General features: G+C 53.7%; 19 protein-coding genes, 1 tRNA gene and 1 other RNA gene. 11 read left to right on the top strand and 10 right to left on the bottom strand.

The features are described 5' to 3' along the window. Window positions 1-40: 40 nt before the first annotated feature. The gene (gene rimM, locus DXY31_RS10020; protein WP_114993614.1) at window positions 41-622 is read right to left on the bottom strand and encodes a ribosome maturation factor RimM; all 582 of its coding nucleotides are present in this window, start codon (window positions 620-622) and stop codon (window positions 41-43) included. 36 nt (window positions 623-658) lie between these two features. Here rimM and DXY31_RS10015 point away from each other — a divergent pair, with 36 nt between their 5' ends. Both DXY31_RS10015 and DXY31_RS10010 read left to right on the top strand, forming a co-directional pair. Further along, window positions 659-841 carry an NAD(P)H dehydrogenase subunit NdhS gene (locus tag DXY31_RS10015; protein ID WP_114993674.1) on the top strand — a complete coding sequence of 61 codons (183 nt, stop codon included), beginning with the start codon at window positions 659-661 and terminating at the stop codon, window positions 839-841. Between the two features lie 5 nt (window positions 842-846). Further along, on the top strand, window positions 847-1,674 hold the full coding sequence (locus tag DXY31_RS10010; protein ID WP_114993613.1) for an ion transporter: 828 nt from the start codon (window positions 847-849) through the stop codon (window positions 1,672-1,674). On the opposite strand, the gene rnc is transcribed toward DXY31_RS10010, so the two are convergent. Continuing rightward, window positions 1,656-2,357: a ribonuclease III gene (gene rnc / locus DXY31_RS10005; RefSeq protein WP_114993612.1), complete on the bottom strand. Its 702-nt coding sequence runs from the start codon at window positions 2,355-2,357 to the stop codon at window positions 1,656-1,658. The genes DXY31_RS10010 and rnc overlap by 19 nt on opposite strands. Before the next feature lie 538 nt (window positions 2,358-2,895). Further along, on the bottom strand, window positions 2,896-3,423 hold the full coding sequence (locus DXY31_RS10000) for a sulfotransferase family protein (protein WP_114993611.1): 528 nt from the start codon (window positions 3,421-3,423) through the stop codon (window positions 2,896-2,898). Between the two features lie 518 nt (window positions 3,424-3,941). Between DXY31_RS10000 and DXY31_RS16460 the strand changes: the two genes are divergently transcribed. Beyond that, window positions 3,942-4,145 (top strand): hypothetical protein, encoded by a 204-nt coding sequence (locus tag DXY31_RS16460; RefSeq protein WP_137024954.1) that lies wholly within the window; start codon window positions 3,942-3,944, stop codon window positions 4,143-4,145. Next, window positions 4,120-4,302 carry a hypothetical protein gene (locus DXY31_RS17405; protein WP_137024953.1) on the top strand — a complete coding sequence of 61 codons (183 nt, stop codon included), beginning with the start codon at window positions 4,120-4,122 and terminating at the stop codon, window positions 4,300-4,302. Before DXY31_RS16460 ends, DXY31_RS17405 begins: the two co-directional genes overlap by 26 nt. 228 nt (window positions 4,303-4,530) lie before the next feature. On the opposite strand, the gene rnpB is transcribed toward DXY31_RS17405, so the two are convergent. After that, window positions 4,531-4,916, bottom strand: an RNA gene (gene rnpB / locus DXY31_RS09995) — RNase P RNA component class A. A 22-nt stretch (window positions 4,917-4,938) separates the two neighbouring features. On the opposite strand from rnpB, the gene DXY31_RS09990 reads away from it, so the two are divergent. The 3 genes from DXY31_RS09990 (at window position 4,939) to DXY31_RS09980 (ending at window position 6,070) form a co-directional block, all read left to right on the top strand. Continuing rightward, window positions 4,939-5,012: transfer RNA gene (locus tag DXY31_RS09990), tRNA-Arg, on the top strand. A 208-nt stretch (window positions 5,013-5,220) separates the two neighbouring features. Next, window positions 5,221-5,577, top strand: a complete 357-nt coding sequence (locus DXY31_RS09985) for a hypothetical protein (RefSeq protein WP_114993610.1) — start codon at window positions 5,221-5,223, stop codon at window positions 5,575-5,577. A gap of 37 nt (window positions 5,578-5,614) precedes the next feature. Continuing rightward, window positions 5,615-6,070 carry a hypothetical protein gene (locus DXY31_RS09980; protein ID WP_114993609.1) on the top strand — a complete coding sequence of 152 codons (456 nt, stop codon included), beginning with the start codon at window positions 5,615-5,617 and terminating at the stop codon, window positions 6,068-6,070. Between the two features lie 93 nt (window positions 6,071-6,163). On the opposite strand, the gene DXY31_RS09975 is transcribed toward DXY31_RS09980, so the two are convergent. Then, on the bottom strand, window positions 6,164-8,686 hold the full coding sequence (locus DXY31_RS09975; RefSeq protein ID WP_114993608.1) for a glycogen/starch/alpha-glucan phosphorylase: 2,523 nt from the start codon (window positions 8,684-8,686) through the stop codon (window positions 6,164-6,166). A 233-nt stretch (window positions 8,687-8,919) separates the two neighbouring features. Between DXY31_RS09975 and DXY31_RS09970 the strand changes: the two genes are divergently transcribed. Beyond that, window positions 8,920-10,314 carry a cation:proton antiporter gene (locus DXY31_RS09970; RefSeq protein WP_170953648.1) on the top strand — a complete coding sequence of 465 codons (1,395 nt, stop codon included), beginning with the start codon at window positions 8,920-8,922 and terminating at the stop codon, window positions 10,312-10,314. A gap of 26 nt (window positions 10,315-10,340) precedes the next feature. On the opposite strand, the gene DXY31_RS09965 is transcribed toward DXY31_RS09970, so the two are convergent. Then, complete coding sequence (locus DXY31_RS09965; protein ID WP_114993606.1) at window positions 10,341-10,649, bottom strand: hypothetical protein; 309 nt, start codon at window positions 10,647-10,649, stop codon at window positions 10,341-10,343. A gap of 70 nt (window positions 10,650-10,719) precedes the next feature. On the opposite strand from DXY31_RS09965, the gene DXY31_RS09960 reads away from it, so the two are divergent. From DXY31_RS09960 to DXY31_RS09950, 3 genes are all read left to right on the top strand, one after another. After that, complete coding sequence (locus DXY31_RS09960; protein ID WP_114993605.1) at window positions 10,720-11,652, top strand: alpha/beta fold hydrolase; 933 nt, start codon at window positions 10,720-10,722, stop codon at window positions 11,650-11,652. 36 nt (window positions 11,653-11,688) lie between these two features. Then, a complete protein-coding gene (locus tag DXY31_RS09955) occupies window positions 11,689-12,546 on the top strand; it encodes a galactose mutarotase (RefSeq protein ID WP_170953647.1) in 858 nt (285 codons plus the stop codon). 68 nt (window positions 12,547-12,614) lie between these two features. Beyond that, window positions 12,615-14,090, top strand: a complete 1,476-nt coding sequence (locus tag DXY31_RS09950; RefSeq protein WP_114993673.1) for a four-carbon acid sugar kinase family protein — start codon at window positions 12,615-12,617, stop codon at window positions 14,088-14,090. A 147-nt stretch (window positions 14,091-14,237) separates the two neighbouring features. On the opposite strand, the gene DXY31_RS09945 is transcribed toward DXY31_RS09950, so the two are convergent. From DXY31_RS09945 to DXY31_RS09930, 4 genes are all read right to left on the bottom strand, one after another. After that, window positions 14,238-15,413 (bottom strand): alpha-hydroxy acid oxidase, encoded by a 1,176-nt coding sequence (locus DXY31_RS09945; RefSeq protein WP_114993603.1) that lies wholly within the window; start codon window positions 15,411-15,413, stop codon window positions 14,238-14,240. 116 nt (window positions 15,414-15,529) lie between these two features. Continuing rightward, the gene (dld, locus tag DXY31_RS09940) at window positions 15,530-17,236 is read right to left on the bottom strand and encodes a D-lactate dehydrogenase (RefSeq protein ID WP_114993602.1); all 1,707 of its coding nucleotides are present in this window, start codon (window positions 17,234-17,236) and stop codon (window positions 15,530-15,532) included. A gap of 297 nt (window positions 17,237-17,533) precedes the next feature. Beyond that, a complete protein-coding gene (locus DXY31_RS09935; protein ID WP_114993601.1) occupies window positions 17,534-19,378 on the bottom strand; it encodes a hypothetical protein in 1,845 nt (614 codons plus the stop codon). A 169-nt stretch (window positions 19,379-19,547) separates the two neighbouring features. Next, the gene (locus DXY31_RS09930) at window positions 19,548-20,576 is read right to left on the bottom strand and encodes a hypothetical protein (protein WP_114993600.1); all 1,029 of its coding nucleotides are present in this window, start codon (window positions 20,574-20,576) and stop codon (window positions 19,548-19,550) included. Between the last annotated feature and the right edge of the window lie 37 nt (window positions 20,577-20,613).

Raw genomic sequence — 20,613 nt, 5'->3', positions numbered from 1 at the left:
ATTGTTGCGCAGCTTTTTCGTTGCTGTAACCCGGCGGGTATCACAGGTCCAGCAGTCCCGGCGGAGGAGTGATCAGCAACCACCCTTCTTGTTGATGCACTTCAGGAACGATCTGCTCCACAAAAGGAATCAATAACTTGCGCCCATCTGGCCGCGTGATTTCCAGCAGGTCGTTGCCTCCGCTGATCAGATCGCTCACATTGCCGACCACAGCGTTGTCGTTCGCATCCAGACGGGCTTCCAGGCCCACCAGGTCGAGTAGGTGGAATTCTCCTTCCTCAAGCTCGGGTCTGTCGTTGGAGCTCACCAGAAGCGTCTGACCCACCAGAGCTTCTGCTGCGCTGCGGTTGTCGATTCCCTTGAAACGCATGATGAACAGACTGCGGCCGGGCAGTTGCCGCCCACTGGTCAGCATCATTTCCTGTGGTGCTGCGCCTTTGCGCTGAAGCCAACGAGACCCTGGCTTGGTGAAACGTTCGGGGAAATCACTGGCTGGGTTCACGCGCAGCTCACCGCGCAGACCTTGTGCTCCCACAACCTTGCCCACGGCCAGCCACTCTTCGTCAGCTGATGCTGTCTTGAAATCGGAGTCTGGGTCCACGGATGACAGCTGTTGAGGCATTTGTCGATAATGACCCCACGACTGCCCTGCGATTTCATGGCTTCCGCCGCTCCGATCCTGCCCGGTGCCACGGTGACGGTGGTGGATCGGCGCTCCATCTACAACGGCTACACCGGTTTCGTGCAGCGCATCAGTGGCGATCGGGCCGCTGTGTTGTTTGAAGGTGGCAACTGGGACAAGCTTGTCACCCTGCGGCTTAAAGATCTCAGCGCAGACTGACGCCCATGGAGGTCGCTCTACGCCAGCGGCTCCGGCGAGTCGTTCTCGATTCCGATACCCGTCCAGGCAGGCTCTACAACCTGGTGATTTTCGGGACGATCCTGCTCAGCGTGGCAGGACTGCTGGTTGAACCGCACCCGATGCGCGTGGCAACACCCGGGGAAATTCCTGCCTGGGTGGACACGCTTGAAAACTTCTGCCTGCTGGTGTTCATGGCGGATTACCTGCTGCATCTGTGGGTGTCGCCGAAGCCATTGGCCTATGCGCGCAGCTTTTACGGGCTGATTGATCTTTCAGCCGTCCTGTTTTTTTTCGTGCCCCAGATCCGCAGTGGCCTGGTTTTGTGGGTCTTCAAGTTCGCCCGCGTGTTGCGTGTGTTCAAGCTGCTGCGCTTTATGGATGAGGCGCAGATGCTGGGCCGTGCCCTGCGCGCCAGTGCACGCCGCATCGGCGTATTCCTGTTTTTTGTCGTGATGGCCCAGGTGGTGTTGGGTTATCTGATGGTGGTGATTGAGAGCCGTCATCCCAACACCCAGTTCCAGACTGTTGGGCAGGGTGTGTACTGGGCCATCGTGACCATGACCACGGTGGGTTATGGCGATTTTGTGCCGCAGACCGTGCTCGGTCGTCTGCTGGCGGCGGTGGTGATGCTGCTCGGTTTCGGCATCATTGCCATCCCCACAGGCATCGTCACGGTGGAATCGATTCAGCAGGCCCGGCAAGACAGGCGCCCCTGCAGCAGCTGTGGTCATCGCGACCATCGCCGCGAGGCCAGCCACTGCGATCAATGCGGGGCTGAACTGCAGGGCTCCGCTCAGCTGCCAGTGAGCTGATCTAGGGCGGCGCGCGCGGCTTGTTGTTCGGCGTCACGCCGTGAGCGGCCCCATCCTTCCGCTTTCAGCTGCGGCGGCAGGGTCACGCTGCAGCGAAAGCGGCGCGGGTCACCATGGCGTTGGCTCATCTCTTCGCTGCTGTAGGTGGGCAGGCCCAGGCCTTCACCCTGACTCCACTCCTGCAGGGAGGATTTGTAGTTGCCGCGGTGCGGGTCGGAGAGAACCGCCTCAGCGCTGCGCTGCCAGTGGGGTGTCAGCCATTGCTGCACTCCTACCAGACCGTTGATCCTGTACAGCGCGCCGATCAACGCTTCGCTGAGTTCTGCGCGGATGGTGGCTGCCGCAGTGGCGTCGCCACTGGCTTTGGGGCCGATCTGCCACCAGCGCTCGATCTCGATGTTGGCGCCCAGCTCTGCCAGCCAGCGATCGCTCACCAGCTGGGCCCTCAGGCTGGAGCGTTCGCCCACTTGCATCTGTGGATAGGCGGAGGCGATGAATTCACTGGCGCTGAGACGCAGCACCGCATCGCCGAGAAATTCCAGCTGCTCGTGATGAGGGTTCAGGCCACTGGAGGTGTGGGTGAGCGCTTCCTGCAACAAGGCAAGGTCGGCCTGCCCAAGGGTCTTGGCGGACTGATTGAACACGTCCCAGAGCTGCTGCAGTGGCCGTGGTTCTTGGCTCATGTGCCCTGAGCAGTTTCTTCGAAAATACTTTTCCTAAATCTAGGCTGATGGCTCGAATTGTGGTTCTTAAGTGTATGAACGTTAGCTGTAAGCCCGGTTCTGTCTATATAAAAAACTTAAGTAAGAAGATTGTTTCTTAGTTGGCAAATAGTTTATAGCGTTTGAAAAGTGATTGCTGATCAGCCCAAGCCAGTTGTTGCGTTGCTTTCAGCTATATTCAAGCCGTTGTTGCGCGAAATTTAGAGAGTTTCTGTCAGGAAATTGGCGATTTTCTATTCTGAGTCATTGGAGTCGTCAATGAGAAGAGGAACTGGGAAATCTTCTTCAAATTTTTTGCGCACATGTGAAACGCGGGCAACCCAATCATTAGCAGGACTGTTTTTCTCATATCAATAGTGCAAGCTGAAGCGTTGACAAAAGTCTTCCAAGTAAAAGAAAAGATTGATTGCTAACCAAGGCTAGGTCGGATTGGTGAATCACGCTAATTCGAATATTTGCGTTAAAGATGGGTTGAATCTTAATATATTTTCATAATTAATCAAAGCTGATTTATCCATGGGAACCCAGCATCAGGAATATTTCTGCCAGTAAATTCGCATAGCGGTCCCCATCCGAATGAATTGTCAAGGTCGATCTCTATAAAATTTTTTTTATCTCTAAAATATTCTCTGACGTCAGATTGATGCTTTAGGAAAACTGACTTAGCTATCTCAGCATTGAATACTGGCTGACCATAGATCAGCACGTGGTGCATTGCTATATTCGGCATCGATAAAAATTGGTTGTTGATTGCAAACAGCTTTTCGACGCTTCTGGTCCACTGATCGACATTACGGGAAGTGTAAATAAATTTAGAATTTGGGAAATATAGATCTAGCTTGTCGTAGAGTATAGAATAAGGAGTGTCGGCAAACATATCATATTGATTATAAATAGCATCCTTCATGGATAGGGAGCCAGGAAATCGGCCGTAGTCGCCGTGGCAAGACTTAAAGCCCAATAGTTCAAACGCCTTGCATAGGCTTGCCGTGCCTGTTCTCTGAAGCCCAATTCCAAAATATTTCATATCTTCAGCGCTAAAGAACTGCAGGTAGGTCTTTTGTATTTTATCAGAGCTTTAGCCTTTAATGTTGGACTAAAAGACTCAAGCGAATTGTATCCAGCTGTTTGTCGTAGATAGATTAGCGTCCTGGCCGAGTGTGTTGGATCAAGTTCAAATCCAAGATTTGGAGCAGTGTGGATAGAATGTGGATAGGCGGTAGCACTGAATTTTCGAAGGTCAGTCAGTGGAAATTCAGATTTTGGTCAAGTGATTGAATAATAAATAATTACAAGAATAGATGCGTGCAACACTTTCGATAATGAGCAAAGTGCCCTTCATGGGTTGATCATCCAGCCTTAGATTGCAAGATAAAAAAATCATCAAAAATATAATAACTCTTTTGTTTAGATGGTTTTTGAGGGGAGTGCCGCGGGGCAGGTATGAGCTTCAGCCAGCGATACGTCTTGTCTCATGGACGTAGTAGCTGCACAGCAGTGATGCGTCTTTCTTAGTCGCGAGTGATAACCAGATAGCCAGTCGTGTTGGCGAACCTTCCCGACCAGAGCTCCTGTAGAACGCGGGGGCTCGGGCAACTTCAGCCCCTTGGTCACGATCTTCGCACCCATCTGATGGATCTGCTTGTGTGTGAACCCTGTGCGGGTCAGATCAGCAGCGTCATCGGTGTGGAAGGACTGGCGCGCCAGCAGGGCAGAATGCCTGATGCCGGGCTTCGATGCTGGCTCTAGAGGGAGCTGGCGCTGTTACGACAGGTTTCGATGCTGGCGCTCGACATCGGGTGGTTTTCGCCCGCTCTGGCGCGAATGTATTCCAGAGGTCTCCACGCTTGTAGAGGGTCCAACCGCCGCCATCGGCTACGGAGATCGAATCAATTGTCCGGACTGAATCGCCCTAATTAAGCGCAGAGCAAAACCGCGTCGTCGCGTTTCGTCCGGCATCGACCTGATCTATCTATCTCCGCAGATCGGGCAGGGATTCCGCTTTTTTGTGGGAATCAGCTTGCCTGCGTTTTGCTTAGGCGGTTGACAGTTTGAATCTTTTTGAGCCCAGTCAGAGCCCTGGGACGTCACCACTGGCGTGGGTCTGAAAGACCCGACTCTTTGCGTGGTGGTTTGGTGAAAGCAGGTCGTAAGCCGGGTTCTGTTCTCCTTCCCGAGGGAAGGGGGCAATCATCTATCTGGGACCGTCGTCTCCGGCGGCCTCTAGCGGCTCACACATCGGAACGGGACAGATGGCCAGTCGTCGTTCCTTGGCCTTGCTCCCGGCCGGGGTTTACCTAGCCAGCACCTCTCGATGCTGCTGGTGCGCTCTTACCGCACCCTTGCACCCTTGCCTGTGCCGGCGAACCGGCCATCGGCGGTGTATTTCTGTGGCACTCTCCTCACGGTCACCCGCACTGGGCGTTACCCAGCAAGCCTGGCCATCGGGGAGCCCGGACTTTCCTCAACCGCAGCTCAGCACGAGGCTGGTCTTCGGTTGCGATCACCTCTCCTGCTTTCAAACCCCATAATGACTTTTGATGGGGCTGTAGCTCAGCTGGATAGAGCGACGGTTTCCTAAACCGTAGGTCGTGGGTTCGAGTCCCGCCAGCCCCGTGATTCAGCCATGCCTTGCTTGGTTTACGGATGCTCTCAGGCTTGTTGACGAGATCTTTGAGCGTTTTTAGTGCGTAAGTAGATTTTTGATGGCGGCTAAGGCGCTATCCCTGGGCTGGTGCAAACCCTTGAGGGTAGTTAACACTACATTTAGTGGGGTAGCCAGGCTCGACGCCCTCGCTAGCGTAGGAGTAGTGAAACCGGCTCCATGACCCAGCTTCACGATCTACGGCTTCAGCTTCTGGTTCAACAGGAAAGCGAGCGCATCGCTGACTCGCAGCCCACTGAGCTCGATCTGTCGGTGGTTCAGGCGCGCTGTCTTTGTTGGCTGGCTCTTCTTGCAGAAGCCCATGATGACCAGGCCAGTGACGCCGAACGTCGTGGTGATACGGAGCAGGCCATGGGCTGGTTTGCAGATTCCATGCGATTGAGAGATGTGATCCAGGTGGTGACCTCGATCGAAATCCCTTTGCCAGGTCTCACCGAGGGAGATGGAGACAACCGTTTTGATGGCGGTGGAGACAGTGACGGCGGATTTTCTTCCGAACCACCGCTTGCTGCCTGATTGGATGTCATGATGGTTCTCGAGCTTCGGGTTCCACGTGCCAGAAGAGCCCTGCCAATGTCCTGACTGTCAACGCTTTTACCGAGAGCACGACAGGCTGATTCGAGAGAATCCCACGCTTCGTCAGCAGCAGGAACTGAGTTGGGCAGCCCTTCAGGCATTTCGAACACTCTCTGGTCGCGTGCTTGAGGATCTGCAGAAGCAGCATGGTCCTCGTACGGGCGATGCACAGGTGCATGCCACACCAGTTGGCAGTGCTGACGAACCCGCCGATGCGCTCCAGCAGGCCATGGCTGACATGGAAAACATCAATGCGCACCTTTTCTCAATTGAGGCGTTGATGGAACGCATTTTCGACGTGCGTGTGCCTGAAGAGATCGAGCAGAAATTTCGTGAACTTGCCGGTGAGCTTGCGCCCGATCCCCTCAACGCCGATCGTTTGCGTCTGAACCGTCTGTTGCATCAAACCCCTGATCTTCCCGATCGAGGTTGATTCTTCAACCCAATTTCACTCTCAAGCTGATTTGAGGTTTCCGATTTTGATGGGCACCGGTGATGGCATCGGGGGCTTTTCGTTGGCCAGGTCTCAGCGAATGTCGCAGGTGATCTCCACAGGCATCGCCTCCACGTTCCAGATTTCGCGGCAGTAGTCGCGAATGGACCGGTCGGAGGAGAAGAAGCCAGTGCGGGCCACGTTCAGCACACTCATCCGGTTCCAGTGCATGCGATCCGTCCAGGCGCGGCTGACTGCATCCTGGGCCCGCAGATAGGCCGCGAAGTCGGCCATCACGAAGAAAGGATCGTTTCCGGTGAGATTGTCGAGCAGCGGTCTGAACAGTTCGCCGTCGCCATTGCTGAAGTGACCCATCTCGATCAGCCGGATCGCTTCTGCCAGCTCCGGAATCGCTCCGATCACTTCCCTGGGGCGATAGCCACTCTTTTTGAGTGCAGCGATCTCTTCCACCGTCTTGCCGAACAGGAAGAAGTTTTCCGAACCCACACGGTCGCGGATCTCCACATTGGCCCCATCGAGCGTGCCGATGGTGAGCGCCCCGTTCATGGCGAATTTCATGTTGCCGGTGCCGGAGGCTTCCTTGCCGGCCGTGGAGATCTGCTCGGAGAGATCAGAGGCTGGATACACCTGCTCGCCGAGCTTCACGTTGTAATCCGGCAGGAAGACCACCCGCAGGCGACCGTCCATATCGGGATCGGCGTTGATCGTTTCGGCGATGCCGTTGATGAAGCGGATGATCAGCTTGGCCATGTAGTAGCCGGGAGCTGCTTTGCCCCCGAAGATCACCGTGCGTGGAGCCAATCCGTCGGCCTGACCGTTTTTGATGCGCAGGTATTGGGTGATGATCTGAAGCGCATTCAGGTGCTGACGCTTGTATTCGTGGATGCGCTTCACCTGCACGTCAAACAGGCTGGAGGGATCCACCAGAACGCCGGTATTGCGGTGGATGTATCCAGAGAGCTTCCGCTTCACCGAAAGCTTGGTGTCACCCCATTGTTCGAGGAAACCGTGGTCATGCTGACGTTCCTCAAGGCAGCGCAGCCGATCCATGTCGGTGATCCAGTCGGGCCCAACGTGCTCATCGAGCAAGGCTGAGAGCTCGGGGTTGGAAAGGGCCACCCAGCGACGGGGCGTGACGCCATTGGTCACGTTCGTGAACTTCTCAGGCCAGAGCGCTGCGAATTCCGGCATCAGCTGGTTTTTGACCAGGTCGGAATGAAGAGCAGCCACGCCATTCACATGGTGCGCGCCGATGGTGGCCAGGTGGGCCATGCGCACAGCCTTGCCACCGTCTTCATCAATGATCGACAGTTTGCGCTGGATCGCGTCGTTGCCGGGGTAGCGCAGGCGCACCTGCTGCAGGAAGCGGCGGTTGATCTCATAAATCAGCTCGAGGTGGCGGGGCAGCAGGCTGCTGAACAGGTTCAGGTCCCACTTCTCCAGGGCCTCCGGCAGCAGGGTGTGGTTGGTGTAAGCCACAGACCGGCTGGTGATGTCCCAGGCTCTGTCCCACTCCAGGTGGCGATCGTCGATCAACAGACGCATCAGCTCGGCCACGGCGATGGCAGGGTGCGTGTCGTTCAGCTGAACGGTCCAGTGCAGGGGGAAGTCCTCCACGGGAAGGCCCCGGCTGTCGAGGCTGCGCAGCATGTCTTGCAGGGAGCAGGACACGAAGAAGTGCTGCTGCTTTAAGCGCAGGCGACGTCCTTCATCGGTGCCGTCGTTGGGGTAAAGCACCTTGGAGAGGGTTTCGCTGCCCACCTTCTCTTCCACGGCGCCGTAGTAGTCGCCAATGTTGAAGGCATAGAAGTCGAAGCTTTCGGTGGCATCCGCGCGCCACAGACGCAGACGATCGCAGGTATTCACGCGGTAGCCCAGCACCGGCACATCGTGAGGGACACCGATCGCATGTTCCGAGGGGATCCAGCGTGAGCGGTAGCTGCCCTTGTCGTCGATATAGCTCTCTGTGCGGCCGCCGAAGCCCACGAAGCAGGCTTCATCGGGTTGGGGCAGTTCCCAGGGCCAGCCTCCCTTCAGCCATTTATCGGTGACCTCCACCTGCCAGCCGTCGCGGATCAGTTGGTCGAAGATGCCGAACTCATAACGAATGCCGTAGCCCGTGGCGGGAATTTCAAGGCTGGCCAGCGATTCCATGTAGCAGGCCGCCAGACGGCCGAGCCCGCCATTGCCTAGGCCAGGTTCTTCCTCTACCTCAAGAATCGGCTGCAGCGATTCGATCCCGAAGCGCTTCAGGGCTTCCTCAGCTTCCTTTTCAATCCCCAGGTTGAGCAGATTGTTGGCCAGCTGCGGGCCGATTAGAAACTCAGCCGAGAGATAGGCCACGGTTTTCTGGGGCCGGGCGCGAATCGCTTCCTTACTAGCCAGAAAGCGCGTCATCAGCCGGTCACGCACCGCATAGCTCAGCGCCATGTAGAGGTCATGGGGGCTGGCTGAGGGAGCGAGTTTGCCGAGCGTGAAGAACAGGTGCTCGGTCATGCCGTCAAACACGGAATCGGCATCGAGACCCGAGCGTTCAGGGTCGACGGAGCATCCCGGAGTCGGTAAACGCAGGTCGAGGGGCTCGGAGGTGCTCATCGCTTATCGGGAGGTGACTTGAGGTTGGCTCGGATCGCACCAGGAATGCAGGAAATTCAGGGTTTCCAGTCAGACCGTGTAGCCGTTGCGGCGGACGTTTGCAGGCCGTTGGCGCCTTGCAGCTGTACTCTCAGGACCAGTTCACGCCGTGATGCTTCCGCCGAAGCGTCAGCTTGAGCATTGCGGAAACCCGTTTAGGGATAAGGTCCCACCGAGAGGAATCGACATTTCTGATGCTCGCTGCTGCGATGCCGCCCTTACTCATGCCGCTGCTGGCTGAGATCTCGGCTCACGACCTGGAGATGGCGGAAACCCTGATCGGGGTGGCCCGATTTGTGCTGATCTTTGTGGCAGCCCGCATTCTCGCGGAAGTGCTTGTGCGTCTGCAGTTGCCAACGATTCTTGGAGAGCTGCTGGCCGGCGTGCTGATCGGTGCCTCGGGCCTGCATCTGCTGGTGCCTCCGGAAACCCAGGTGCAGCTCAGTCAGGGGTTGGTGGCTTTGGTGAGTGGTCTGGTCAATGTCCCCCCGGAATCGGTTCCTGAGATCTACAGCGAAAGTTTTCCTTCGCTCGAGTCGGTGGCTGAGCTTGGTCTTTATGCATTGTTGTTCCTTACCGGCCTGGAGAGTGAGCTGGAGGAACTGATTGCTGTTGGCGCTCAGGCCTTCACAGTGGCCGTCGTTGGGGTGGTGCTGCCCTTCGCTCTGGGCACCTGGGGCCTGATGGCGATCTTCCATGTGGATGCGATTCCTGCGATTTTTGCCGGGGCCTCGATGACCGCCACCAGCATCGGCATCACCGCCAGCGTCTTCGGTGAGCTGGGATTCCTCAAGACTCGTGAAGGTCAGATCGTGATCGGGGCTGCCATTCTCGATGACATCCTCGGGATCGTGATTCTCGCCGTTGTGGTGGCTCTGGCCTCCGGCGGCTCTCTCGAGATTGGTCCGATCGTGAAGCTGGTGGCTGCTGCGGTTGTGTTTGTGGTGGCGGCCATTGGCCTCAGCCGCAGCGCTGCGCCAGCCTTTGACTGGTTGATCGACAAGCTGAAGGCTCCTGGGGAAGTGCTGGTGGGTTCTTTTGTGATCCTGGCCATTAGTTGCTTCACGGCGACGGCGATCGGCCTGGAAGCTGCCCTGGGCGCATTTGCTGCTGGTTTGATCCTCAGCAGTTCAAAACACAACCGCGCCATTCAGGAGGCGGTCCTGCCGATCGTGACCCTGTTTGCCACGGTGTTTTTTGTGCTGGTAGGCGCCGGGATGGATCTTTCTGTGATCAATCCCTCCGATCCCTCCAGCAAAACGGCTCTGATCGTTGCCGGCTTTCTGCTGGTGGTGTCGATCATCGGCAAGATCGCCTCGGGCTGGGCCTTTGTCAGCAAGCAACCCACCCGTCGCCTTGTGGTGGGCCTGGGCATGATGCCCCGCGGTGAAGTCGGCCTGATCTTCCTTGGTCTTGGAACCAGCGCCAAGTTGCTGTCTCCCTCCCTGGAGGCGGCAATTCTGTTGATGGTGATCGGCACCACCTTCCTGGCTCCCATCCTTCTGCGTCTGGTGATCGGTGACGACAAGCCAGACGACGACGACAAGGTTGATGATGAGGTCGCGGCTGATCCGGTGGGTCTGCTCTGAGCTGATTGGTTGTTTCGGCGCGTAATTCAGTCCTTCCGCGCCAGCGATAGAAACAGGCTCCAGCCGATGGTGATCAGCGCCAGGCTTGAAGCCCAGCCAGGCCCGAGAGCCCATCCCAGCAGCAGCTGAATCAGCACACCAACAGCGAGTGCTAGCAGCAGACTGCTGATCACCAAAGCGGCCTGACGCCATGGTGCGCTTAGGGGCCCGCTTTCAAGGCTTGCTTCAAAACGGCTGAGTGGTGCGCTGAGCGGCAGATAGAGGGCGATAGCCCAGAACAGGCCACCACTGAGTGTGCTGCTCTGCAGAAGCAGGCCTGTGGTCTGATCGAGCATCGCGGCGAAGTCGGCCCGGCAGGGCGGTGGTGAAAAAGGATGCTTAGCATCGCCGCCACAAGCGGAAGGTGTGGTGAGCGACGCACAGCAACCCTGGTGGCAGTTTCAAGGTCATGCAGTGCATGGTCTCTGTGTCGGGCCTCAATCGGATTCGGATGCGGTTGATCTGCAGCGTCCCGCTGTGCTTCTGGTGCATGGTTTTGGTGCTTCCACCGATCACTGGCGCCACAACATTCCTGTGCTGGCTAGCACCCATGAGGTTCATGCCATCGATCTGCTCGGTTTCGGCCGCAGTGCCAAGCCAGCTGATTTGGCTTATGGCGGTGCTCTCTGGAGGGATCAGCTGGTGGCCTACGTGCGCGAGCGCATCGGCAGGCCTACGGTGATCGCGGGCAATTCTCTGGGTGGTTTCGCCGCTCTTGCCGCTGGTGCTGAATTAGGGGATGAGGCGGCCGGTGTTGTGCTGCTGAATGCGGCCGGCCCTTTCAGCGACGAACAGTCCGCGAAGCCCAAAGGCTGGTGGCCGAGTGCACGTCGCTCGATCAGTTCGGCACTGCTGAAAAATCCTGTGTTGCAGCGCTTGCTGTTTGAGAACCTCAGGCGCCCCGCCACGATTCGACGCACCCTCAATCAGGTGTACATCGATAAGACCAACGTCGATGACTGGTTGGTCGAGGCGATCCGGCGCCCCTCCCTCGATGCCGGAGCCTTCGGAGTGTTTCGCACGGTCTTTGATATCCCCCGCGGACAGCCGCTGGATGAATTGTTCGCATGTCTGAAATCACCCTTGCTATTGCTATGGGGGATCCGTGACCCCTGGATCAATGCCGCCGGTCGTCGCGCCAGTTTCCAGCGTCATGCGCCTGAGGCCACCACGGAGGTGGTGCTTGAAGCAGGTCACTGTCCACACGATGAGGTCCCCGATCAGGTCAACGCAGCATTGCTGGAGTGGTTGACCACTCTTGCTGGTGAAAACAAGCAGGATCTGCAGCCTTCTCGGTAGTTTCTGGCCAATCTTGGGTGTCCCGGTCCTGTGGCCATGACCTTTCGCCAACAGTCCGCTCCCTATCCCCACTGGGAGTTTGTGAATCCCAGCAGAGGTGATCGCCTGCGGGTTGTGCCCGAGCGAGGTGGCCTGGTCACCGAGTGGTCGTGTAACGGGCGCGAGATGCTCTATTTCGACCAGGAGCGCTTCGCCGACCCAGCCAAGAGCATCCGCGGAGGCATTCCAGTGTTGTTTCCGATCTGCGGCAATCTGCCCAATGATTGCTTGCCGCTCGCCAGTGGTGACTTCACCCTCAAGCAACATGGATTTGCCCGTGACCTTCCCTGGCAGATCGCCTTGCTCGGCGATCAGAGTGGCGTGATGCTCACGTTGAGCGATGGTGCCGAAACCCGGAAGGTCTACCCCTTCGGATTCAGGATCCAGATGGAGATCAGGCCGCTCAGTGACGCGCTCGACATCATCATCACCATCAGCAATACCTCTGAGTCTGAGAGTGAGCCGATGCCATTCAGCTTCGGCCTCCATCCCTACTTCAACGTGAGTGATCCCTCGCGCACGGCCGTGGAAGGTTTGCCTGGCCGTTGCTTCAATCATCTGGAGATGGCCGAAGCGCAGACGGCCAACCAGTTGAATCGCCTGGCTCAGGGGGTCGATTTCCTCACCCACGCTGCCGGACCGGTGACGCTGGTTGATGAGCAGGCAGGCACCAGGTTGCAGCTCCGGCATCAAGAGCCCATGGATCTCACGGTGGTTTGGACCGACCCCCCTCGAGCCATGGTTTGCCTTGAGCCCTGGACCGGCCCTCGGCAGGCCCTGATCAGCGGCGATCGAAGGCTGGAGCTGGGCGTAGGTGAGAGCACCACCCTGTCCTGTCGCTACAGCGTCAGCTAACCCATGTTCATGCACAGGAACAGGCTTTGGACCAGCCCGAGTCCAATGGCCACTGGCAGAACACTGTTGTGAGCGGGGATCAAGCTGCAGAGGCTGAGGCTGCACGCAAGATTGTGGTGATCGACGACGATCCCACCGGTTCTCAGACGGTGCATAGCTGTCCGTTGCTGTTGCGCTGGGATGTGCAAACCCTGCGTCAGGGACTTCGGCACCCTTCTCCGCTGCTGTTCGTGTTGGCGAATACAAGGGCTCTGTCGCCGGAGGCTGCGGCGGAGCGTAATCGTGAGATCGTTGCTTCGCTTGAGCAAGCTCTTGCCGCAGAGGGGATCAGCGATCAGCAGTTGCTGCTGGTCAGCAGGGGAGACTCCACCCTTCGTGGTCATGGGGTGCTTGAGCCGGCGGTTCTGGCTGAAGAGCTGGGTGATCGTTTCGGTGTGGTGCACGCCACCCTGCACGTGCCAGCGTTTCTTCCCGGTGGACGCACCACGGTGAACGGGGTGCACCTGCTCCATGGTCAACCGGTCCACACGACCGCCTTCGCACGCGACCGCAGCTTTGGTTTCAGCACCAGCAGCCTGGATTCCTGGCTGGAGGAAAAAAGTGACGGTGCCATTCCAGCTGCTTCGGTGCTGCGCTTGACGGGGCAGCAGCTCGACCGCGCTGCTGCTCACAGCAAAGGTGATCAGTGTGCTGATGGCTCGAACGGTTTCACAGCGCTGCTGAGCTGGCTTGAGGCGCTGGATGGCAATCGAGCAGTGATCGTCGATGCCCAGAGGCAGGAGCAACTGGATGTTCTTGGTGGGGCTGTGCAACAGCTGCAGGGACGGCGACGCTTCCTGTTTCGCTCTGCTGCGAGCTTGATCAACGGGCTGGTTGATGGGGGCAGACAGCCACTCGGTCCTCAGCCCATCAAGGCCGAGGAGTTGGTAAGGCTTCGGCGCCGTAATCCAAAGGGCGATTGGCTTCCCGGGCTTGTCGTGGTGGGCTCCCATGTGCCTCTGGCAGACCAGCAGCTGGAGACCTTGCTTTCCGAACCAGGTTGTTCCGGACTTGAACTGCCGGTGGCCCGGATCGCCAGGGTGCTTGAGGGGAGTACCACGGATTGGTTGTTGGCTGACCTGGAGCTCGAATGGCTGCAATGGATGCAGGCGGTTTTGGCTAAGCAACAAACACCCGTGCTTTACACCAGTCGTGGGGAACTGCAGTTCGGTGAGGGGCCGGCTGCCGATCGTCGTCGTTTGCGTTTTGGCATGGCTCTTGCTGAGCTCACAGCACGGCTGGTTGCAACGATCGCACCACAGCTTGGCTACTTGATCAGCAAGGGGGGGATCACCACGGGCAGCGTGCTTGCTGATGGGCTGGGCCTGGGAACAGTGCTGCTCGAGGGTCAGCTGATGCCAGGGCTTTCGATGGTGCGGCCGATGCCTGGCGAGGGCATCTCAGGTGTGATGGATCTTCCTGTGATCACTTTCCCCGGCAATCTTGGTGATGTCCACACACTTGCGCAGGCCTGGAGATTGATGGAACACGTTGAAACTGGCTGAAGATGTTTAACTTCAACGTCATGTTGACCATCCATATCGAGGAGAAATCTCGCCAACAAACCGTTTGTTTAAACTAGAGCGAATCGTGGTGCTAATGGTTTCAAAATTATTGCTAGATGCCAAGAGCTTTTGCTTGATGTTGCTTGTTCAGCACTCCCAGGATTGAGGGGTTTGAATATAGGAACGATCAAGTTTATGAACTGAATTACAACCCAGTAATTTCATTGTTCTCACAATGTCTGTTTTCAAGATTTCAATGGCGCGTGCAACGCCAGGACCACCTCCGGCAGCGAGCCCGTAAGCATAAGCCCTGCCAATCAGTACCCCTTTTGCTCCCAGGCAATAGGCTTTGACAACATCACTGCCGCGGCGGATCCCACCATCCAGTAACACATCGATCTCGCCGTTCACAGCCTTAACAATTTCAGGTAGAACACGAATCGTTGGTGCAACACTGTCTAACTGTCGAGCCCCGTGATTAGAAACAACCACAGCGTCCACGCCAAGATCGACAGCTTTGCGGGCGTCATCACCAATATGAACCCCTTTGATAATTAATTTGCCTCCCCAGGCTTCACGAATCCACTTCAGATCATCCCAGGTGACAACCGATTGCTCCAGTGCCGGCCCAATCTCGGTGTATCCCATCGGTCCGTTCTCAAGCACCACATTCGGGAAATTCATCAACCCTCCGTCTCCAAACCATTGACTGAGCCAGCATGGCTTTGCCAACATCTGCGGCAGAAATGGCAACATTGTTAGAGGGTTTTGAGATAGCAGTTCTTTGGTCCCGTTACGGACATCGAGCTCACGCAAGCCAGAGACCGGGGTATCGATGGTGAGTACGATCGCTGAAAATCCCGCAGATTTTGCGCGTTCAATCGTTTTGAGAGCGACATCTCGGCCTCCGAGCAGATAAAGCTGATACCAGGCAGGACAATCAGTAGCCTGTTTCACATCTTCCAGTCGGCATCCTGAAAGTGTTGAAAGAGTGTATCCAGTGCCTGCCTTGCCTGCTTCTCTTGCGGCAACAACCTCTCCTTGGGGATAAAACATCCTGCTGCTGCCAACAGGACCAAGCAGGAACGGCAATTTAAAGTTCTGACCTAACACTGAAATATTTAACTCAACTTCAGGGGTCGCAACTGCACATCGAGGCCTGAACAATATTTCATTGTAAGCGCTGCAATTTTGCGCCAAGGTCTGTTCTCTGTCAGCACCGCTGTCGATGTAGCCAAGCACCATTTTTGGCAGACGCTTTTTGGCAAGATCACGAAGATCCGAGACGTTGACCACTCTCGGGGCGGAAACATTCTGATTCATCCCAGTTAGTGGATAACATTAATTCTCGTGATCCTAACCCTTCATGCGGTATTGGTCATTCTCAGATTAAGTTCTGCATATTTTGCTATTCGCGAGACTTGTTTTTTCCTCAAGGCTTATTGATAGTTTTTGAGCTTAGACATTTTCCCGATACCTGGGTTGAAGCTATTGGTTGGATCTATTTTCTTGTAAAAATTCGACAGGTCTGTTTCGGCCTTGTACAAGTGACCGACATTATGTTCAGCAGGGTATTTGGCACCGGATTGATCGAGCAGATCTAAAATTTGTTTTTTCAATTTATCGGCATCAATCCCTTTCTTTACCACAAAGTCCCAGTGAAACACCATGCAAAGGAAATGTGCCATTTGGAATGATTCGGCCATCTGGGAGAGGATTTCATCAGGAAGAATGGCGTGCCACGTCTCGCAGTTGCGCGGCAAGGCGACATCAAGTGGAAGCAGTTCTCCGGAGTTGTCTTTGTTTAAGATCTGGTATCGAGCTGGTGCATTTCCAGCAACGTAGCGATGCAGTAAGGCCGCTTTTCCTTCGGATTCGCTGCATTCAAAATAGGCTCGCTCATCTTTATCTTTCCAGCTTTTTTGCAGTAATTCCTGAGTTTCTTGGATGGATTTGTCGCTGGCTAAAATAATCATGTGGTGCTCATATTGATTCCGATAATGTCTCATTTTGGATGGAAGATGATCGGGTGCAAGCCGTGCGATGCAATGCAGAGACTTGTCTGAAAAGTGATCTGGAAATAATGAGCTAGGCCATTGTGAGACAACTCGATCAACGTTTCTCTTGATTCCGAACAGCTTGGGGATGAATCCTGTGCCGAAATATTTGATTGCAAGATAAGCATCCTTGCAGTAAAGATCAGCGCCATCAAAATAACTACGATGGAGATACTCACCCATGTCGGGTAGATTTGTAAAATCTTTGAGAATCTGTTTGCGTAGTTCGGTTAAGTGTTGCGGATTATTCGTTCCCAGGTAAAAGACTTTCTCTTGTTTGGGTTTTGGAAATGTGTCAAGCCGGACAGCGAATACGGCCAGTTTTCCTGCACAACCACTGGCTTCGCGTAAGCGTCGTTGATCAGCATTGAAGCGTGCTGGGATTGGAGAGGTGATCTCTCGGACGCGCTTCTGGTAGTCATGGTCAGATGCCAGTCGATCACAATCTGCTAATTCATTTGTGTTGAAATTAGCTTGTTGAAGAGTGGTCAAAATGTTTTCAGGGCATGTACCAAGCTCAATGCCGAGATGATTGACCAGCTCAAGGGTTCCGTCTTGATTGAGACGCGCAAACAGCGAGTATTCCGTATAGGCCGGACCACGGTTGACAAGATTTCCGCCTGAGTTATTGCAAATGCCTCCAACGACAGATGCACCAATGCATGATGAGCCGATTACCGAATGGGGCCCTCTCCCCAGGGGCGCTAATGTTTCTTCTAATTGATATAAACTTGATCCTGCAAATGCAACGATTTGATCACCACCTTTTAAGAGGATGACCTTGTTTAAATTCAACGTATTGATGATCACGACATCTCTGTCGTAGTCATTGCCGTCAGGCGTGGATCCCCCTGTCAGGCCAGTATTTGCCGCCTGAATAATAATGATTTTATCAAATTTGACGCACAATTCTAAGGTTTGCCAAAGCTGCAACAGGTTTTTGGGTAGGACCACTGCACAGGCCATGCCATGGCCAACACGAATTCCTGTTCTGTAGGGTTTTGTTTGTTCGCGGTCGGTCAAAATCTGCTGCTGCCCGACAAGGGCAACCAAGCTGTTCTCAAGCTCCTGTAAACGGTCCTGCCTCATTGCTTAGCGGCTTCAGGCTGCAATTTGAAACGTTCATGCATGAATCTATTGGATTGGGGTTGTCGTAGCCTTCGTCCAGACATCCCGTTTCAGAGAGATGTCTCAGGTGATCGCTGCATACAGCTGGATTGGGATGCCGTGCCAGTGCCCATCTGTGTCTGTCTTGCGTGCCGCACATTTGGTTGACTCCGATCTTGAGTGGCTTTGTCCACTCAGCACAACCATGTCAACGTTATGAGTTCGTCATGTTGTGCTGAACATCTTCCAACCCTTTCATGTCAGTTGATCTGGCGATTCTTATGGCTTAACTTTTGTAATTTCTAGGATCATTCCAGTTTGTTTGCTTGGGTTATGTCGATAAATCAACTTCGCCTCAACTCCCTCAAGGATTGGATTAATAAGATTAACGCTTTTGTCGAGATTTGCAATAATATCTCCTTCTTTGAGAGTATATGAATCGTTTTCGGTTTCCCCGTCTGTAGTGTTGAATGTGTTGGTTTTTGAATCATATTCAATCAACGAATGGTATGGGATTCTATAAAGAAGTCTTCTTTCTGAAAGCCTTGATTTCCTGTTTATGATGATGTTAATAGGCTTGCCTTGTTTGCGATACTCTTTTGCAATATCATAAAGCCTGTTGTAAGTTTTTTGATTTGAGTCTTGTTCAATTTTCATGTCCGCAATCGTTTTTGCAAAGGGTTGGTCTGATGCAATATGTTCGACTGAGATCAGCAATGCTGAGGCAGCTATTGATCCGCTGATCAGCTTGCTGCTTTTGAGTGAAGGACTGAATCGAGAGTCAACAGCTGTCATCCACAGCCAGCCAATATTGATGGCAATGATCAGATTGACTGGTAGAGTGAGATAGCTATTTGAGTTAAACTCATACACAAAAGAGAGCGTAATGGTATAGCAAATTGCCGACACGTTAATAGCATCGAGAAGGTTGTATTGAAGTCGCTCTGAGGCTATACCGATGACTCGCATTAGAATAATGAGTGTAAAAATGTAGAATCGAATATCTGGTATAAACCCCTCCGGGATATTGTCGTTGTAAGCCCCTTCCTGTGCATAGACACTTGGTAGCAGCGATAAAAATAGATAGCTTGTGATGAAGGCTAAGCCTATGATGCATAGCCACAGCTCTAGATGATGTTTATGTTGGAACTTCGCGATCGCTTCTTGATTAATCGGCTGTAGCTCTTGTCGTGATTTTGTTGCCGAGATCAGTAGATTCGTGATTGCTGGTATAACAAAAAGAATAATTGCAGTGTCTTTCGTGAAGACTCCTAATCCTGCCCATAGAAGCGAAAAATAAAAGTCTTCTCTGTGCTGATGTTGCTGATAATTGATGTACGCATTGATATGCAGCACGAAGAAAAGGCATAGCAGCCTTTCTGAATAAATAACCTGAAAGAAAGCCGTTCCCGTTGAAGGATGAATGAGTATCAATATTGCAAGTAGCAATATTGTGGATTGTTGAGCTGTTTTATATGCGCATAGTTTGTTTAAAAACCTTACGCTTAAAAGTACGATGCTAATCAGTTCCATGGAGCTAACAAGCATCCAGGTTTTGATGTTGATGCTGAACCAGCTCAGAATATGGATGTCTTGATGGGCTAGTGGGAAAAAGCGAAAGTCTGTCCGACGCATTGTTTCCTTGATCAAGCTTTGCTTGATTGAGAAGTTATTGAGAAAATGTCCATCGATTAAATCTGGATACCAGCCGATCATGTCTGCATATAGATAGGTTGTTCCGGAAATCATTGCAATCGTGTAAGCGATAAATAAGACTGTTGTTAGTCGATTTTTGTTAACAAAATAGATGCTCTGTTTCAGAGGGGTTTCCATTGTGTTCCACCCTTCTGATGACTGCTTGATTCTGATTCTGATGATTTTTTGAATCAGGTTTCCCAGTAAGACAATCAGTGCGATTAGCCAAAGTTGATGGGCAATTCTCAGATAGCTATTGAGCAGTGATTCTCCTGCTGAGGATTCGGGTGTTGGCAGGATGGCAGGGCTACTGCTGATCCATGCGCAGACTGCCAATCCGACGATGCAGGCAACGATGAGAGGGGTGACAACGTATCTCAGGCTGGCTTCGTGGGAAGCTTTTTCGCCTTTGGTGTTGGTTGGACGCATGCGTTGCCAGTGCTTAAAGAGTTGTTGGAGATAAAGCTCTTCCCATTGAGTTTCTTTTTAATGACGTGCACCAATTCTCAGTGCTTCATGATTCGCCGCCACTTCCATGTTTGATTCATTTTAGTTGCGCAAAAAGAATTTTTCTGTTGGTCAACGCTGCAGATCATGGTCACTGGGTTGATGTTGGTGTTGGTTGTTTGATTGCCTTGGGGCTCAGGAATGCACAGGAAATCAGTAAGAATGAAGCAAGCCAGATATAGTATTGTGCAAATATGACGGCGTTGAATTGCAAGAATATTAATAACGTAATTGTGCTTGCAAACCAGAAGTTAATCTTTTCTTTGATCTGAGCGATCCAATTCATGGCGATCAGTACAACCATCAAAAGTCGTGTTCCATCGACTCCGGTCAGGATCATTCTGGTGCCTGTTGCGTTGCCGTGATCTCTGAAGTCACGGGTGGTTGAGAACAGCACGTTGAGCAGGAATCCTGAGGGTTGATCCAACAGGAACGGTATGGAAATGATGAGAGGTATTGCCAGGGCAATTGCGCCGTAGGTGATCAGCTGCTTGCCCTTGAATTGTTTGTCGCTTGAGACGCGTTCAGGCTCCAGGCCTAGGAGAAAGCTAGGTAGAAGTATGATGCCAATATGCTTCACACTGAGAGAGAGTCCAAACATCAGGGCTGAGAATTTTGGTCTGCGGTTGAGTTGTTGGCCTGCGAGCAGGATTGGCAGAATTGCCGCAAATTCAAGATGCTGAACGTTAACGATGTAGGCGCTCCAGCGGCCTAAAAGCAGAATGCTGCAGGCGATGAGTCCGGATATCGGTTTTCGCTGCTGGTTGTAGGTGCTGAAGGTAACAATGGCGATTCCCAAGTGGCAAAAGACATTGAAAGGTCTCCAAACCCTTATAAAATCAAAAAAGCTTTGGAAGCCAATTCGATCAAGAATGGCCACAAAGTAATAGCTTAGAGGTAAGTATGTGGGGTATTTGTTATTGTCCCGAAGCGATTTTCCAATAATTCTTGCGTAGGGATTGACTCCATCTGCGATTGACTTCCCTTCTTCCCAGACGTAGTAAATGTCCTTGCTGGTGAGGCGCTCTGCTCCTCTTAGTCCCCACAGATGATGAATAACGATGGTTGCTATAACAAGAGCTATGCCCAGAAGTAAAAGGACAGTTCTCTGAGATTTCATCGTTGATCTGTCCTTTTCGTGATGTTTGTTGCTTGTT

Source organism: Synechococcus sp. UW179A, from assembly GCF_900473965.1.
Lineage (GTDB): Bacteria > Cyanobacteriota > Cyanobacteriia > PCC-6307 > Cyanobiaceae > Synechococcus_C.
Note: the sequence above shows the minus strand (reverse complement) of the source record. Positions and strands in the feature narration are given on the sequence as shown.

Bases quoted from the DNA above. Each gene is read 5' to 3' on its own strand.
- rimM (WP_114993614.1), bottom strand. From the start codon at position 622: ATGCCTCAACAGCTGTCATCCGTGGACCCAGACTCCGATTTCAAGACA.
- DXY31_RS10015 (WP_114993674.1), top strand. From the start codon at position 659: ATGGCTTCCGCCGCTCCGATCCTGCCCGGTGCCACGGTGACGGTGGTG.
- DXY31_RS10010 (WP_114993613.1), top strand. From the start codon at position 847: ATGGAGGTCGCTCTACGCCAGCGGCTCCGGCGAGTCGTTCTCGATTCC.
- rnc (WP_114993612.1), bottom strand. From the start codon at position 2,357: ATGAGCCAAGAACCACGGCCACTGCAGCAGCTCTGGGACGTGTTCAAT.
- DXY31_RS10000 (WP_114993611.1), bottom strand. From the start codon at position 3,423: ATGAAATATTTTGGAATTGGGCTTCAGAGAACAGGCACGGCAAGCCTA.
- DXY31_RS17405 (WP_137024953.1), top strand. From the start codon at position 4,120: ATGCCGGGCTTCGATGCTGGCTCTAGAGGGAGCTGGCGCTGTTACGAC.
- DXY31_RS09985 (WP_114993610.1), top strand. From the start codon at position 5,221: ATGACCCAGCTTCACGATCTACGGCTTCAGCTTCTGGTTCAACAGGAA.
- DXY31_RS09975 (WP_114993608.1), bottom strand. From the start codon at position 8,686: ATGAGCACCTCCGAGCCCCTCGACCTGCGTTTACCGACTCCGGGATGC.
- DXY31_RS09970 (WP_170953648.1), top strand. From the start codon at position 8,920: ATGCTCGCTGCTGCGATGCCGCCCTTACTCATGCCGCTGCTGGCTGAG.
- DXY31_RS09965 (WP_114993606.1), bottom strand. From the start codon at position 10,649: ATGCTCGATCAGACCACAGGCCTGCTTCTGCAGAGCAGCACACTCAGT.
- DXY31_RS09955 (WP_170953647.1), top strand. From the start codon at position 11,689: ATGACCTTTCGCCAACAGTCCGCTCCCTATCCCCACTGGGAGTTTGTG.
- DXY31_RS09945 (WP_114993603.1), bottom strand. From the start codon at position 15,413: ATGAATCAGAATGTTTCCGCCCCGAGAGTGGTCAACGTCTCGGATCTT.
- dld (WP_114993602.1), bottom strand. From the start codon at position 17,236: ATGAGGCAGGACCGTTTACAGGAGCTTGAGAACAGCTTGGTTGCCCTT.
- DXY31_RS09935 (WP_114993601.1), bottom strand. From the start codon at position 19,378: ATGCGTCCAACCAACACCAAAGGCGAAAAAGCTTCCCACGAAGCCAGC.
- DXY31_RS09930 (WP_114993600.1), bottom strand. From the start codon at position 20,576: ATGAAATCTCAGAGAACTGTCCTTTTACTTCTGGGCATAGCTCTTGTT.